15 protein-coding genes are annotated in these 15,333 nt (G+C 70.2%); 9 read left to right on the top strand and 6 right to left on the bottom strand.

The genetic code is table 11. From position 1 onward, the window contains the following. Positions 1 to 418 precede the first annotated feature (418 nt). Together ACWGDB_RS11105 and ACWGDB_RS11100 are read right to left on the bottom strand one after the other, a co-directional pair. Complete coding sequence (locus ACWGDB_RS11105; protein ID WP_328428040.1) at positions 419 to 724, bottom strand: small hydrophobic protein; 306 nt, start codon at positions 722 to 724, stop codon at positions 419 to 421. A 202-nt stretch (positions 725 to 926) separates the two neighbouring features. Continuing rightward, positions 927 to 2,546, bottom strand: coding sequence for a DHA2 family efflux MFS transporter permease subunit (locus ACWGDB_RS11100; protein ID WP_453822158.1), 1,620 nt, complete (start codon positions 2,544 to 2,546; stop codon positions 927 to 929). A gap of 66 nt (positions 2,547 to 2,612) precedes the next feature. Here ACWGDB_RS11100 and ACWGDB_RS11095 point away from each other — a divergent pair, with 66 nt between their 5' ends. The 3 genes from ACWGDB_RS11095 (at position 2,613) to ACWGDB_RS11085 (ending at position 5,480) form a co-directional block, all read left to right on the top strand. Beyond that, on the top strand, positions 2,613 to 3,239 hold the full coding sequence (locus ACWGDB_RS11095; protein ID WP_453822157.1) for a TetR family transcriptional regulator: 627 nt from the start codon (positions 2,613 to 2,615) through the stop codon (positions 3,237 to 3,239). A gap of 93 nt (positions 3,240 to 3,332) precedes the next feature. Next, positions 3,333 to 4,556, top strand: a complete 1,224-nt coding sequence (locus tag ACWGDB_RS11090; protein ID WP_453822156.1) for an alpha/beta hydrolase — start codon at positions 3,333 to 3,335, stop codon at positions 4,554 to 4,556. Positions 4,557 to 4,613: 57 nt separating this feature from the next. Beyond that, complete coding sequence (locus tag ACWGDB_RS11085; RefSeq protein WP_453822189.1) at positions 4,614 to 5,480, top strand: DUF4429 domain-containing protein; 867 nt, start codon at positions 4,614 to 4,616, stop codon at positions 5,478 to 5,480. A gap of 116 nt (positions 5,481 to 5,596) precedes the next feature. Here the strand turns inward: ACWGDB_RS11085 and ACWGDB_RS11080 are convergent, their stop codons facing one another. Then, a complete protein-coding gene (locus tag ACWGDB_RS11080) occupies positions 5,597 to 6,610 on the bottom strand; it encodes an aldo/keto reductase (RefSeq protein WP_453822155.1) in 1,014 nt (337 codons plus the stop codon). Continuing rightward, positions 6,607 to 7,095, bottom strand: coding sequence for a MerR family transcriptional regulator (locus ACWGDB_RS11075; RefSeq protein WP_389443461.1), 489 nt, complete (start codon positions 7,093 to 7,095; stop codon positions 6,607 to 6,609). Before ACWGDB_RS11075 ends, ACWGDB_RS11080 begins: the two co-directional genes overlap by 4 nt. Positions 7,096 to 7,192: 97 nt before the next feature. On the opposite strand from ACWGDB_RS11075, the gene ACWGDB_RS11070 reads away from it, so the two are divergent. Both ACWGDB_RS11070 and ACWGDB_RS11065 read left to right on the top strand, forming a co-directional pair. Next, positions 7,193 to 7,663 (top strand): GNAT family N-acetyltransferase, encoded by a 471-nt coding sequence (locus ACWGDB_RS11070; protein WP_453822154.1) that lies wholly within the window; start codon positions 7,193 to 7,195, stop codon positions 7,661 to 7,663. Between the two features lie 19 nt (positions 7,664 to 7,682). Continuing rightward, positions 7,683 to 8,504, top strand: coding sequence for a serine hydrolase domain-containing protein (locus ACWGDB_RS11065; protein WP_453822153.1), 822 nt, complete (start codon positions 7,683 to 7,685; stop codon positions 8,502 to 8,504). A gap of 7 nt (positions 8,505 to 8,511) precedes the next feature. Here ACWGDB_RS11065 and ACWGDB_RS11060 read toward each other — a convergent pair whose 3' ends face one another. Further along, positions 8,512 to 10,764, bottom strand: coding sequence for an MMPL family transporter (locus tag ACWGDB_RS11060; protein WP_453822152.1), 2,253 nt, complete (start codon positions 10,762 to 10,764; stop codon positions 8,512 to 8,514). Between the two features lie 85 nt (positions 10,765 to 10,849). Then, positions 10,850 to 11,512, bottom strand: coding sequence for a pirin family protein (locus ACWGDB_RS11055; RefSeq protein ID WP_453822188.1), 663 nt, complete (start codon positions 11,510 to 11,512; stop codon positions 10,850 to 10,852). 109 nt (positions 11,513 to 11,621) lie between these two features. On the opposite strand from ACWGDB_RS11055, the gene ACWGDB_RS11050 reads away from it, so the two are divergent. From ACWGDB_RS11050 to ACWGDB_RS11035, 4 genes are all read left to right on the top strand, one after another. Continuing rightward, positions 11,622 to 12,827: a PucR family transcriptional regulator gene (locus ACWGDB_RS11050; protein WP_453822151.1), complete on the top strand. Its 1,206-nt coding sequence runs from the start codon at positions 11,622 to 11,624 to the stop codon at positions 12,825 to 12,827. An 89-nt stretch (positions 12,828 to 12,916) separates the two neighbouring features. After that, complete coding sequence (locus tag ACWGDB_RS11045) at positions 12,917 to 13,846, top strand: ACP S-malonyltransferase (protein ID WP_453822150.1); 930 nt, start codon at positions 12,917 to 12,919, stop codon at positions 13,844 to 13,846. Between the two features lie 15 nt (positions 13,847 to 13,861). Beyond that, a complete protein-coding gene (locus tag ACWGDB_RS11040; RefSeq protein ID WP_389443471.1) occupies positions 13,862 to 14,893 on the top strand; it encodes a ketoacyl-ACP synthase III in 1,032 nt (343 codons plus the stop codon). 113 nt (positions 14,894 to 15,006) lie between these two features. Further along, positions 15,007 to 15,255, top strand: a complete 249-nt coding sequence (locus tag ACWGDB_RS11035) for an acyl carrier protein (protein ID WP_004001566.1) — start codon at positions 15,007 to 15,009, stop codon at positions 15,253 to 15,255. Positions 15,256 to 15,333: the final 78 nt, after the last annotated feature.

The following is a 15,333-nucleotide window of genomic DNA, read 5'->3' as shown; positions in this document are numbered from 1 at the left end:
GCCAGGAGGACACGGCGCCCGCGACTACGTCGACGCAGGGGACGCGGCCCTATCCGCGGCAGGTGCCGCAGCCACACCGGCATGCCGGTTGCCCGCAGCCAGGAGGACACGGCGCCCGCGACTACGTCGACGCAGGGGACGCGGCCCTATCCGCGGCAGGTGCCGCAGCCACACCGGCATGCCGGTTGCCCGGGGCCAGGTGGGATTCGACACTCGTGGCCGCATCGGGACGCTCGGCGCAGCCGCCTCGGCGCAGTCGCCCGCGGGCGGGCGGGGTCGGCTTTCCGGCCGCATCCGGGGCACGATCCCCCGCATGGGGGCCGGCCACGTCGGCGCGCGTACGTACAGCCGCGTCGGCGCCCGGCCGACGCAGCGGGGTTGGCCGCAGTCGGCCCGGGCGCCTTCGCCCGCGGCTGTGTCAGAAGAAGCCGTTGCCCGGTGTCGCCGTCCCCGCCAGCCACAGGATGGCCAGCAGGGTGTCGATGGCGCCCAGGACCACCGCGATCAGGGCGGGGACAGGGCGGGCTCCTGACCAGGTGCGGCCCATGGCCAGCCAGCCGCAGATGATGGCTGCCGGGCCGAGGATGAGGCCCAGTACGAAGAAACCGGCGACCGCGCAGATGGTTCCTACGATCCCCAGAGTCGCGCGATCCGGCCCGGTCCGTGACCACGTCCGGCCACGTGAGCGGGGGTGCCTGCGCGTTCCGTGCGAGAAGCCCGCCATCGTCAACTCCCTGATTCGGCGTTCGACTTGGCGAGTACCCACGGTGCGCGGCTCATGCCTGCGCGTCCGGGCCTGTGGCGCGCCGACCCCCTCCGGCAGCGCGCCGCAGGCCCTGGCTTGACCCACTGTGACCTGCGCGCTTGCCGGAGGGGAGGGATCTTCGGCGGAGTCACCCTGATAGGCGAACTCCGCCGGAATCCCGTCAGATGTGGGCCGCGCCCGCACCCGCTTCCGCGTTCTCGCCCCGCTTGGTGAGGAACGCCACGAAGACCGCGACGACCGCCACGCCCGCCGCGACCAGGGACGCCAGGCTCATGCCCGAGATGAACGTGTCGTGCGCGACGTCCGTGATCTTCGCGGCGATGGCGTCCGGCGTGCCGGGAGCCAGCGGCGCCACGCCGACCTGGACCGCCTCCGAGGCCTGGGCCTCCTGTGCCGCGGTGAGCGGCGGCAGGCCCGCGGAGGTCCAGTTGCCGGCGAGGTCGCTGTCGACCTTGGAGGCCATGACGGCACCCAGCACGGCCGTACCGAGGCTGCCGCCGATCTGCATCGCGGCCTGCTGAAGACCGCCGGCCACACCGGACAGCTCCATGGGCGCGTTGCCGACGATGACCTCCGTGGCGCCGACCATGACCGGCGCGAGGCCGAGGCCGAGCAGGGCGAACCAGACCGACATGATGCCGCTGCCGGTGTCCGTCTCCAGCGTGGACATGCCGTACATGGCGATCGCGGTGAGCGCCATGCCGCCGGCCAGCGGCACACGCGGCCCGAACTTGGTGATCATCGCGCCCGCGAGCGGCGAGCCGACGATCATCATGCCCGTGAGGGGAAGGAGGTGGAGACCGGCGTCGATGGGGCTCATGCCATGGACGTTCTGCAGGTAGAACGTCACGAAGAACAGTCCGCCCATGAACGCGATGGCCATCAGGACCATCAGCACGACACCCGCGGAGAGCGGGACCGAGCGGAACAGGGCCAGCGGGATCAGCGGCTCCTTGACCCGTGTCTCCCAGAACGCGAAGAGCGCGAAGCCCACGACCGACCCGGCGATGAACAGCCACGTCTGACCGGCGCCCCAGCCCCACTCCGGGGCCTTGATCAGGGCCCAGACCAGGGAGAACATGGCCGCCGAGAGCAGGGCTATGCCGAGGATGTCGAAGGAGCGCGGCGCCTTCTCGGCACGGTGGTCCAGGAGGATCACGACGCCCAGTACGACGGCCAGGATGCCGACCGGCACGTTGATGAAGAACACCGACTGCCAGTTGACGTGCTCGACCAGGACGCCGCCGAGGATCGGGCCGCCGGCGGTGGAGGCACCGATGACCATGCCCCAGATGCCGATGGCCATGTTCAGCTTCTCGGCCGGGAACGTCGCCCGCAGCAGGCCGAGCGCGGCCGGCATCAGCAGCGCGCCGAACAGGCCCTGGAAGACACGGAACGTGACGACCGCCCCGATGCTGCTGGACAGCCCGATCGCACCGGAGGCGGCGGCGAAGCCGATCACGCCGATCAGGAAGGTCTGCCGGTGCCCGAACCGGTCACCGAGCTTGCCGGCGGTGATCAGGGCGACCGCGAGGGCGAGGAAGTAACCGTTGGTGATCCACTGGACCTGGGCGAAGGTGGCACCGAGGTCCTTCTGGATGGCCGGGTTGGCGATGGCCACGATGGTGCCGTCCAGGGCCACCATCATGACCCCGACCGCGACGGTGATGAGGGTGAACCAAGGGTGGCCGCGCAGCCCCTTGGCCGGCGTCGCATCCGACGGGGCTACTGGCGCCTGGTCCCCCGGCCCCGTCGTTTTGATGGTGGTCTGACTAGTCATGCGTTCGAGGCTAATGACAGCCACTGACAATTGACAAACCAATTCACAAGTCGGTTACTGACACGTATGGAAACACTGCGCGAACGCAAGAAGCAGCGCACCCGGGAAGCACTGCTGCGTACCGCGCTGGAGCTCTTCACCACCCAGGGTTACGAGCACACCACCGTCGACGACATCGCGGCGGCCGTCGACGTGTCGCAGCGCACGTTCTTCCGCTACTTCGCCGGCAAGGAGGAGGCCGCCCTCGCCCTTCAGGACATGACGGTGGCGCACTTCCTGGAGGCGGTGCGCGAGCGCCCGTCGCACGAGGCCCCGATGGAGGCGCTGCGCCAGGCCGTGCTGGAGGGCTGGGACACGCTCAACGAGGTGATCGAGGCCGTCGTACCCGTCGAGCTGTATCTGCGGATGTACCAGGTGATCGAGTCGACACCCGTCCTGCTCGCCGCGCATCTGCGCCGTTCGGTGGAGATCGAGGAGGCGATCGCGCGCATCCTCGCCGAGCGCGAGGGGGTCGACCTCGACACCGATCCGCGACCGCGGCTGGCGGTGGCCGTGTTCGGCGGTGTGATGCGGCTGACGGAGCGTCAATGGAGCTCCGGGGAGGACTTCAGCCTGGACGCCATGCGGGCACTGACCGTCTCACATCTCGAACAGGTCGGACCTGCACTCAGCGAGAGCTGGCGAACACGCTGAGGTCATCGGCCGGTTAACGCCGTCTTGATCGAAACGTGATACCTATCACTTGGTTAACGCGAGACCCTCTCGTTCTCCTAGTGTGTCCTCCCAGTGACTTCCTTCGACACGACCCCGCAACTCAACGTCTGGCGCGCACTGCTCGCACTGGCCGTGGTGTTCGTGATGCTGGCGACCACCGGCTGGACCGCCCTGCGCCACCACCGCAGCGCCGCGCCGCTGCAGGCCTCGATCAGCGCGTGGGAGCACGGCAGCATCGCCGGACACTCGCTGCCGGACGCCGACTCCTCCCCGACGAAGCTCGCTCGGTTCTTCGCCTCGCTCACCGATGTGCAGCGCGCCGGCCTCGTCAAGCGCTATCCGCTCGCCGTCGGCAACATGAACGGCGCGCCGGTCGAGCTGCGCTACAGCGCCAACCGCGTCGCGCTCGACCAGGCCCGCAAGGTCGAGCGCAAACGCATGCACGACGAACGGCTCACGCCCGCCGGTCAGCGCGAGGCGAGCAGCCGTATGCACCGCTTCGAGGCGATGATAGAGGCGGACCGGCACATCCTCGCCTTCGATCCGGACGGGGCGGGACGCGTCGCGGAGGTGTTCGGTGATCTGAACCGGGCCGAGCGGGTCTCGGTCGTCGTCCCCGGCGTCGACACCGACCTGCTCACCTTCCAGCGCACCAACCCCAGCCGCAAGTACTCCGCACCGGCCGGCATGGCGCAGTCCCTGTACGCGACCGAGCGCGAGATCAGCCCGGGGACGCGTACGGCCGTGATCGCCTGGGCCGACTACACCTCGCCCGGCGGACTCGGCATCGAGTCGGCGACCGCGATGCGGGCGCAGAGCGGGGCCGTACGGCTGAACGCACTGGTGCGCGGCCTGCCCGGCAGCTCGCCGGTCTCCCTCTTCTGCCACAGCTACGGCTCGGTGCTGTGCGGCCTCGCCGCGCCCGAGCTGCCGAATCGGGTGGCCGACATAGCGGTGGCCGGCAGCCCCGGCATGCGGGTCGCGAAGGCATCCCACCTGCGCACGTCCGCCCATGTGTGGGCGATGCGGGACGCGGACGACTGGGTCCAGGACGTGCCGTATCTCGAGGTGGGCGGGCTGGGGCACGGCGAGGACCCGGTGTCGTCGGCGTTCGGGGCGCGCGTGCTGTCGGCGCGCGAGGCGAAGGGGCACGGCGGCTACTTCGAGCCGGGTACGGACAGTGTGGCGAACTTCGCCGAGATCGGAGTTGGCGCATATGACTCCGTACAGTGCGCGGACGATGCCGAGGCCTGTCGGGTGGGTTTGTCCGACACGGCGTCGGCCGGACGCGCGTAGAAGCACAGGAATTGCGGTCTGCGCGGGGTGGCGACGGAGGAGCACGTGCCGCATACGATGAGCCGCATGGGTGACGTACTGGCCGGATTTCATGCCGCCTGGGAGTTCGAGTCCGACTCCGTGCTCATCCGTTACGAACGCGGCATTCGAACACCCAAGCTCTTCCAGGCGCTTGGAGAACGCCGGGTGCCGCTGGAGGCGATCGCCGGGGTGACTCTGACGCCGGGCAGGCGCGGGACGGTGGTGCTGCGCGTCGAACTGCGGCCCGGTGCCGATCCGTTGATGGAGGCGGCGGCCGGGCAGCTCAAGGAAGGCGGCGATCCGTATCGGCTGGTGCTGCCTGCCGAGCGGGAGACGCTGGCCGAGTACTACGCCGACGAGTTGCGGGCGCAGCTGAAGGTGTCGGGCGCGGCGGACGAGTTCCTCGTGGGCGCGCCGGATGTGCCGCTGTCGTTCAAGGCGTACGACGGGAAGGCGTCCTTCGACGGTGAGAACGTGCGCTTCCGGTGGTTCTGGACGGGGGCCTCGTCGGCGAAGTGGAAGGCGGGGGACCAGAGCTTTGCCGTCGCCGAGTTGAGCGGGGTCGAGTGGCGGTCGCCGGAGGTCTTCGAGGGGCACCTGCGGTTGCTGCGACGGGACTCCGTGGACGACCGGCCCGCGCCGGTCGATCATGATCCGGCGGCTGTGGTGTTCGGGTTGGGGTACGGGCCGGTGCATGAGTCGTTGCCGTTCGCGGCGGCGGTGTTGTCGGCGGTGCGGGATCGCTCCGCGGGGGGTGCGGCTGTCCCGGCTGCGGCTGTGCCGCGCCGGGATCCCGCCGACATCGCCGAGCGGATCCGTCACCTCGGGGAGTTGCATCAGGCCGGGCTGGTGACGGATGAGGAGTTCTCGTCCAAGAAGGCGGAGTTGTTGGCGGAGTTGTAGGACTACCCGTCTGCCGAAGGGGGTTCGTTGTCGGCTGCGGGTTGTGTGTGGCTGGTCGCGCAGTTCCCCGCGCCCCTGGGTGGGCTGCAGCCGCCGGCGCCTACGAAGACTCGCTCCTACTCCCTGCCCGCGGACGTGAAGGACATGTCCGCGTAGCGGTTGCCGGTGACCTTCGCCGCGATCGGCTCCAGCAGGGCCAGCTCCTCCTCGCCCAGCACGATCCTCGTCGCCGCCGCGTTCTCCTCCACCCTGGCCGGCCTGCGGGTGCCCGGGATCGGGACGATCGGCAGGCCGTGGACGGAGGCTCGCTGCTGCACCCAGGCCAGCGCGATCTGGCCGAGGGTGGCTCCGTGGGCCTCGGCGACCGTGCGGATCGGGTCCAGGAGGGCGGCGTTGGCCGCCGCGTTCTCGCCGGTGTAGCGGGGCTGTTGGCGGCGGAAGTCACCGGCCGTCAGGTCCTCGGCCTTGGCGAAGGAGCCGGTGAGGAAGCCGCGGCCCAGCGGGGAGTACGGGACCAGGGTCACGCCCAGGTCGCGGGCCGCCGGGACCACGTGAGTCTCGATGTCCCGGCTGAACAGGGACCACTCCGACTGCACGGCCGCGATCGGGTGGATGGCATGGGCGTCCCGCAGTTCGGCCGCCGTCACCTCGCTCAGGCCCAGGTGCTTGACCTTGCCCTCGCGGACCAGCTCCGCCATGACGGCGACGGTCTCCTCCAAAGGGACGTTCACGTCGCGGCGGTGCATGTAGTAGAGGTCGATCGCCTCGACGTCGAGGCGCTTCAGGCTCGCCTCGACGCACTGGCGGATGTAGGGCGTGTCGTTGCGGATGATCCGCTTCGTCGGGTCGTCCGGGTGGATCGCCAGGCCGAACTTGGTGGCGACGACGACCTCGTCGCGATGCGCCCGGAAGAACGGGGAGAGGAACGTCTCGTTCTCGCCCGCGCCGTACGCGTCCGCGGTGTCGAACAGCGTGACGCCCAGCTCCAGGGCGCGCTCCAGGGTCGCCCTGGACTCGTCCGCGTCGGAGGGGCCGTACCCGAAGTTCATTCCCATGCACCCGAGGCCCTGGACCCCGACCTCGGGGCCGTGCTCGCCGAGTCGTGCGGTCGCGATCCTGCTGTCCGTCATCCGGCCTTCTCCGTCTTCTCCTGCTGGTACTTGTCCTGCTCGTACAGACGGCCCGCGTCCGCGTAGAAGCTGATCTTCCGGTCGAGTACGGCCAGCGTGTCCTGGAGCTCGGCGATCCGGGCGAGGACGTCGCGGCGGGTGGTCTCCAACAGCTCGAAGCGCTCGCCGAACGTGTGGTCGCCCTCGCGCACCAGCTCGGCGTACCGGACCATGTCGGCGACCGGCATGCCGGTCAGCCGCAGCTTGCCGACGAGGTCGAGCCAGTCGAGGTCGCGGTTGCTGTAGCGGCGCTGGCCGGTGTGCGAGCGGTCGATGTGCGGCATGAGGCCGATCCGCTCGTACCAGCGCAGGGTGTGGGCCGTCAGGCCGGTGAAGGCGACGACCTCGCTGATCGTGTAACTGTCCTGGCCCGCCGGCCGCCGGTGCGGATGTGGCGGGGCGGCACAGCTGTCGGTCCTGGTACTCGTGGTCTCCATCACCGTCATGCGTTCCACGCTATGGCCTTGGAGTGCGCTCCAAGCAAGCGGAAACGGTAAGAAAACCGCGGGACATGGCGTGATCGCCGTGGTTAGCGTGCGGGGCATGAGTCTCGTACGCCGTGCCCTGCCCGAGGACGCCGCCGAAGTGCTGCGGCTGCGTCAGGTGATGATCGACTCGCTGGCCCAGGGGGCCGGTTCGACGGAGTGGCACCGGGAGTCGCTGCCGACACTGCGGGCCAGGCTCGCCGAGCCCCGGAGCGACTTCGCGGCGTTCGTCGTCGATCACCCCGAGCGGCCGGGGACGCTCGCCGCGCTGGTGGCGGGGACGTTGGAGTACCGGATCGGGCGGGCCGGCCATCCGCACGGGATGATCGGGTACGTCTTCAGCGTCGCCACCGACCCGGACGCCCGGCGCCGCGGGTACGCACGCGCGTGCATGGAGGAACTACTGGTCTGGTGCCGCGAGCGGGGTGCCAGTCACGTCATGCTCACCGCGTCCCCCGACGCCGAGCCGATGTACGCGGCGCTCGGCTTCACCCGGGACACGGACCCCTCGATGCGGCTGTATCTGTGAGCGGCCTAGGCTCACGGGTATGTCGCTGAGCAGCCTCGCCCTGATCGAGAACTGGCCCGTTCCCTCCGCCGCGGCGGGTGTCGTACGGGCGGACGGCACGGTCCTGGGTACGCACGGTCCCGTCGCGCACCGCTTCCCGCTGGCCTCGGTCACCAAGCCGCTGGCCGCCTACGCGGTCCTCGTCGCGTACGAGGAGGGCGCCGTCGAACTCGACGAGCCTGCCGGGCCGCAGGGCTCGACGGTGCGGCATCTGCTCGCTCACACCTCGGGGCTGGCTTTCGACGAGCACCGGGTGACGGCCCCGCCCGGGGAGCGGCGGCTGTACTCGAACGCCGGGTTCGAGCAGCTCGGGGACCATGTGGCCAAGGCGACGGACATCCCGTTCGCGGAGTATCTGCGGCAGGCGGTGCTGGAGCCGCTGGGCATGACGGGTACGTCGCTGGAGGGGTCCCCGGCGAAGGACGGGGTGTCGACGGTCGAGGATCTGCTGCGGTTCGCGGCGGAGGTGCAGGCGCCGCGGCTGCTGGACCCGCGCACCGTCGCCGCCGCGATGACCGTGCAGTACCCGGGAACGAAGGGTGTGCTGCCGGGGTACGGGCACCAGAACCCCAACGACTGGGGGCTCGGCTTCGAGATCCGGGACGGCAAGTCGCCGCACTGGACGGGCTCGGCGTCCTCGCCGCGCACCTTCGGGCACTTCGGGCAGTCGGGCACGTTCCTGTGGATCGACCCGGACGCCGGGGCGGCCTGCGTGGCGCTCACGGACCGGGCGTTCGGGCCCTGGGCGGTCGAGGTGTGGCCGGCGTTCACGGACGCGGTGCTCGCCGAGGTCGGACGGTAGAGCGCGGTCACCTGTCCCGGGGTGACCCGGGCTCCGGCAGGGCACCGAGTTGCTCGCCCGCGCCCTCGGTGTCGATGTGCGGCAGGATCCTGTCCAGCCAGCGGGGCGTCCACCAGGCGTGTTTGCCCAGCAGTGTCATCACGGCGGGCACCATGAGCAGCCGGACCACCGTGGCGTCGATCAGCACACTGACGGCCAGCCCCAGCCCCAGCATCTTGACCACGATGTTGTCGCTGATGATGAAGGCCGCGAACACGCTCACCATGATCAGCGCCGCGCAGGTGATCACGCGCGCGGTGATCTCCAGCGCGTGGGCGACCGAGTCCTTCGCGTTCCCGGTGTGCAGCCAGGCCTCGTGCACCCGGGACAGCAGAAAGATCTCGTAGTCCATGCTGAGCCCGAAGATGATCGCGAACATCATCATCGGCACATAGCTCTCGATGGGCACCTTGCCGTGGACCCCCAGCGCGGGCCCGCCCCAGCCCCACTGGAAGACGGCGACGACGACGCCGTACGAGGCCGCGATCGACAGGACGTTGAGGACGGCCGCCTTCACGGCGACGAGCAGGCCGCGGAAGACCGCCAGGACGATCAGGAAGGCGAGGCCGACCACGACGGCGATGATCACCGGCAGCCGCTGCGCGACGATGTCACGGAAGTCGACCTGCGCGGCCGTCGTCCCGGTGACGTAACCCTTGGCGTCGGTGCCGGACAGCGCGTCGGGGAGGGTGTCGTCGTAGAGCCGGTTCGTCAGGTTGGTGGTGTCCTTGTTCTGCGGGGACACCGACGAGTAGACCGTGCCGACCAGGACGTCCCCGTCCTGCGTCGGTGTCAGCGGCCCGACGAAGGAGGTCCCGGACTCGTCGTTGAGGGCCTGCTGGGTCTTCGAGGCCAGGTCCGAGCGTTGCGAGTCCGGTACGGAGGTCTGGTCGACGACGATGGTGAGGGGCCCGTTGGAGCCCGCGCCGAACGCGTCGGTCATCAGGTCGAACGCCCGCCGGTCGGTGAAGGACGTGGGGTCGGCGCCGTCGCCGATGTGGCCGAGCTGGATCGAGAAGAGCGGGATGGCCAGCACCGCGACGGTGACGACCCCGGCGGACAGGTACCGCCACGGACGGTGCTCGACGCGCTTGGCATAGCGGTGCCAGGTGCCCTGGGACATGTCGCCCTCGGGGTCGGTCTCCGCGATTGGCTTGCGCACGTGCCAGCGGTCGATGTTGCGGCCGATCAGCCCCAGCAGGGCCGGGACCAGGGTCAGCGCGCCCAGGACGGCGGAGACGACCGTGACGGCCGCGGCGACGCCGAGCAGGCCGATGAAGCTCACGCCGGACACCCACAGGCCCATCAGGGCGACGATCACCGTGGTGCCGGAGACCAGCACCGCACGTCCGGAGGTGGCGGCGGCATGGCCGGCGGCGCGCACCGGATCGGCGCCGTCCATGAGGCCCTGCCGGTGCCGGGTGAGCAGGAAGAGGGCGTAGTCGATGCCGACGCCGAGGCCGATCATCGTGGCCAGGGTGGGCGACACCGTGGCGAAGGTGAACGCGATCGCGAGCAGCCCGAGACAGGCCAGGCCGCCGACCACCCCGATCAGTGCCGTGACCAGCGGCAGTCCGGCGGCGATCACACTGCCGAAGCCGATCAGCAGGACGACGATGGCCACCCCGAAGCCGATCAGCTCGCTCACCCGGTCGTTGGCCGGGGGCCGGGCCAGCTCGCCGAGCGATCCGCCGTACTCGACGTCGACGCCGGCCTGTCTGAGCGGCTCCACGGCGCTGTCGACGCCGTTGAGGTAGCTGTCGCCGAGGAGGGAGGGCTGCTCGTTGAAGCGGATGGTGATGTAGCCGGTCTGCCCGTCCGAGGACAGCGGCCCGACCTTCGTGGAGGTGGCCTGGAGCGGGTTCTGCACGGACAGCACGTTCGGCAGCTTCTGGAGGTCGGCGACGGTGGTCGACATCTGCGAGCTGACCGAGGTCAGGGGCTTGTCGGCGTCGTGCATGACGATCTGGCTGCTGTAGCCGCCGGCCTGTGGGTCGTGCTCCTTGAGGACGTCCAGGCCCTCCTCGGACTGCACGTCGGACAGGGCGAAGTTGTCCGAGTACTCCCCGCCGTGGATGTGGTTGAGGGCCTGGAGCACGCCGAGCGCCACGACCCAGGCGACGATCACGATCACGAAGTGATGGGCGCACCACTCACCGAGCCGTCGCAGGCCCCCGGTTCGGGTCCTGTCCTGTTCCCCTGCTGGTCTGCCTTGGGTCATGGCCCCCGGCTCTTCTCTGCCGAGCGAGTGTCCGACCCCCTCATTTGAAGCCCCAGGGATCACTCCGGCATCTCGAGCTCCACCCCTACTGGGCCATTGGGGCCATCTCCCAGACCAGCAGCTCCGCCGCACTCACGGCGACCGCCTCCACGTCCTCGGCGTCCGTGATGCGCACCGCGTCGCCGGCACCCAGCTCCTCGCCGTCCAGGCGCACGTCGCCGCGCACGACATGCACGTACAGGAACGCCCCGTCCGGCACCGCCGTCCGCTCCCCCGCCCCCAGCCGCCGCACATGGAGCATCGCGCCCGCCTCCGGGACGGCGTACGGCGTCGGGTCCGCGATGCCGTGGACGATCTCGTACGCCGGGTCGCCGCCGGGCGTCAGCGGGGCCAGCCAGGTCTGGATGAAGGTGAGGGGCATGTCACCGTCGTTGCGTTCCACGTGCCGTACGCCGCACGCCGAGCTGAGCCGCTGGACGTCCCCGCGGCGGACCCGGGTCTCGTGGCCCGTGGAGTCGCGGTGGGTCAGTTCGCCCTCGACGACCCACGTGACGATCTCGGTGTGGCTGTGGGGGTGCTCGTCGAACCCGGCGCCGGGGGCGAGCCGCTCCTCGTTGCAGGCGATCAGCGCGCCGAAGCGGAGGTTGTCGGGGTCGTAGTGCGGGCCGAAGGAGAAGGCGTGGCGTGACTCGATGCCCGCTGCCGGATCCCCTCCCGGATAGCGCTCCGCGGCGCGCCGTACGTCCATCACGGGCACCACCGTAGACCCCCACGCCGGCTCGACCGGGACTCACCGGGCATCTCACCCACCACCCCTCTGGCACGCACTCGCGTCCGGATAAGGCAGTCTTGTCCCCGTGCCCGAACCCGTAGCCCGTAAGTCCTCACCCGCCGCGCACGACGTCCACCAGCACGCCGCGACCCTGAAGCGGCTCGAGAAGTCCGCCGGTTCGCTCGCCGCGCAGGCCATCGCGCGGATGGACGAGACGCTGCCGTGGTACCGGGCCATGCCCCCGGAGAACCGTTCCTGGATCGGCCTCGTCGCCCAGGCCGGTATCGCCGCCTTCACCGAGTGGTTCCGGCATCCCGACGCGCCCCAGGCGATCTCCACCGACGTCTTCGGGACCGCCCCGCGCGAGCTGACCCGCGCGATCACCCTGCGCCAGACCGTCGAGATGGTGCGCACGACCATCGAGGTCATGGAGTCGGCCATCGACGAGGTCGCCGCTCCCGGCGACGAGAGCGTGCTGCGGGAGGCGCTGCTCGTCTACGCGCGTGAGATCGCCTTCGCCACCGCCCAGGTCTACGCCCAGGCCGCCGAGGCACGCGGTGCCTGGGACGCGCGCCTGGAGTCGCTCGTCGTGAACGCCGTGCTCAGCGGCGAGGCCGACGAGGGTGCCGTGTCCCGGGCCGCCGCGCTCGGCTGGAACTCGCCCGAGCATGTGTGCGTGGTGCTCGGGACGGCACCCGACGGGGACAGCGAGCTGACGGTCGAGGCCATCCGGCGGGCCGCCCGACACGCCAAGCTCCAGGTGCTGACCGGGGTGCTCGGGGACCGGCTGGTGGTGATCGCGGGCGGCAGTGACAGCCCGCTGGCGGTCGCCAAGTCGCTGATCGGGCCGTATGCCGCAGGTCCCGTGGTCGCGGGGCCCGTCGTACCCGATCTGCTGGCCGCCACGCGGTCCGCGCAGGCCGCTGCGGCCGGGCTGAAGGCGTGTACGGCCTGGCAGGACGCCCCGCGGCCGGTACTGGCGGACGATCTGCTTCCGGAGCGTGCCATCGCGGGCGATCCCAGTGCGCGCGAGCAGTTGGTGGAGGAGATCTACAGACCACTGGAGGAGGCCGGGTCGGCCCTTCTGGAGACGCTCGCCGTCTATCTCGAGCAGGCGAGCAGTCTGGAGGGCGCCGCGCGGATGCTGTTCGTGCATCCCAACACCGTGCGCTACCGGCTTCGACGTGTGACTGACGTCACCGGCTGGTCGCCGTCCGATGTACGCTCCGCGTTCACTTTGCGGATCGCGCTGATCCTGGGGCGTCTGGTCGACGGCGATCTCCAGCTCTAGGCTTTTGTCGGGGGCCCACAAAACCCCCTCGTGTTCTTCGTCCTTGTCCTCACGGGCGGCCGTGCCCGTCCCCAAGAGAGAGTGTGAGAGTGCTCGTACTCGTCGCTCCCGGCCAGGGCGCCCAGACGCCCGGCTTCCTGACCCCCTGGCTCGAACTCCCCGGTGTCCGCGGTGCCCTCGAGGCATGGTCCGACGCCGTGCAGCTCGACCTCGTCCGCTACGGCACCGAGGGCGACGCGGAGGAGATCCGCGACACCGCGGTCGCCCAGCCGTTGCTGGTGGCGGCCGGGCTCGCCTCCGCGTACATGCTCTTCGACGACCCCGCCGAGCTGCCCCGGAAGGTCGGTGCGATCGCCGGGCACAGCGTCGGCGAGCTGACCGCCGCCGCCCTCGCCGGGGTGCTCCCCGACGAGGAGACCGTCCGGCTCGTCCGCGCCCGTGGCCTGGCCATGGCCGAGGCCGCCGCGATCACCGAGACCGGCATGTCGGCGCTGCTCGGCGGCGACCCCGAGGTCAGCGTCGCCCACCTGGAGAAGCTGGGCCTGACCCCCGCGAACATCAACGGCGCCGGCCAGATCGTGGCCGCCGGCACCATGGAGCAGCTCGCCGCGCTCAACGAGGACAAGCCCGAGGGCGTGCGCAAGGTCGTGCCGCTGAAGGTGGCCGGTGCCTTCCACACGCACCACATGGGCCCCGCCGTGGAGAAGCTGGCCGCGGCCGCCAAGGAGCTCGTGCCCGGCGACCCGCGGCTCACCTACGTGTCCAACAAGGACGGCAAGGCGGTCGCCTCCGGCGCCGAGGTGCTGGAGCGTCTCGTCGGGCAGGTCGCCAACCCGGTCCGCTGGGACCTGTGCATGGAGACCTTCAAGGAGCTCGGCGTCACGGCCCTGATCGAGGTGTGCCCGGGCGGCACGCTGACCGGTCTGGCCAAGCGCGCGCTGCCGGGTGTGCAGACCCTGGCCCTCAAGACCCCCGACGACCTGGACGCTGCTCGCGAGCTCATCGCAGAGCACGCCTGACAAGGAGCCCCGAGCATGGCGAAGCTGAAGCCCAGCAAGGGCGCCCCTTATGCGCGCATCCTCGGCGTCGGCGGGTACCGTCCGACCCGGGTCGTGCCCAACGAGGTGATCCTGGAGAAGATCGACTCGTCCGACGAGTGGATCCGTTCGCGTTCCGGCATCGAGACGCGGCACTGGGCGAACGACGAGGAGACCGTCGCCGCGATGTCGATCGAGGCGTCCGGCAAGGCGATCGCCGACGCCGGGATCACCGCCGAGCAGATCGGCGGCGTCATCGTCTCGACCGTGTCGAACTTCCGGCAGACCCCGGCCGTCGCCACCGAGATCGCCGACAAGCTCGGCACGAACAAGGCGGCCGCCTTCGACATCTCGGCCGGCTGCGCGGGCTTCGGCTACGGCCTGACCCTCGCCAAGGGCATGATCGTCGAGGGTTCCGCCGAGTACGTCCTCGTCATCGGCGTGGAGCGGCTGAGCGACCTCACCGACCTGGAGGACCGCGCGACGGCCTTCCTGTTCGGCGACGGCGCCGGCGCGGTCGTGGTCGGTCCCGCCCAGGAGCCGCACATCGGCCCGACCGTGTGGGGCTCGGAGGGCGACAAGTCCGAGACGATCAAGCAGACGGTGCCGTGGGACCAGTTCCGGGTCGGCGATGTCTCCAAGCTTCCGCTGGACAGCGAGGGCAACGTCAAGTTCCCCGCGATCACGCAGGAAGGCCAGGCGGTGTTCCGCTGGGCCGTGTTCGAGATGGCGAAGGTGGCCCAGCAGGCGCTGGACGCGGCCGGAATCACCTCGGACGACCTGGACGTCTTCATTCCGCACCAGGCCAACGAGCGGATCATCGACTCGATGGTGAAGACACTGAAGCTGCCGGAGCACGTCACGGTCGCCCGCGACGTGCGCACCACCGGCAACACCTCGGCCGCCTCGATTCCGCTCGCGATGGAGCGGCTCCTGGCGACCGGTGAGGCGAAGAGCGGCGACACCGCACTAGTCATCGGATTCGGGGCGGGTCTCGTTTACGCCGCCACGGTCGTTACTCTCCCCTAGGCACTCCGTGCCGGATCATGCGAACCGGTACGGGACAACGCACCACCTGCCGCTGCTGCGGCGGGCGCGCCAAACCCTCTGAAGAACCTGAACAACAACGAAGGAGCGCCAAGATGGCCGCCACTCAGGAAGAGATCGTCGCCGGTCTCGCCGACATCGTGAACGAGATCGCCGGCATCCCGGTTGAGGACGTCCAGCTGGACAAGTCCTTCACCGACGACCTGGACGTCGACTCGCTGTCCATGGTCGAGGTCGTCGTCGCCGCCGAAGAGCGCTTCGACGTGAAGATCCCGGACGAGGACGTCAAGAACCTCAAGACCGTGGGCGACGCGACCGACTACATCCTCAAGCACCAGGGCTGATCACTGATCAGGCCCCAGGGCTGACTGCCCCGCCACCCGGCGGTGGCGCCGCTGAATCCTCGTATCCGTTGGAGAAAG

The sequence above is a fragment of the Streptomyces sp. NPDC055013 genome (assembly GCF_053608645.1).
This window is presented reverse-complemented; position numbering and strand designations above follow the sequence as displayed.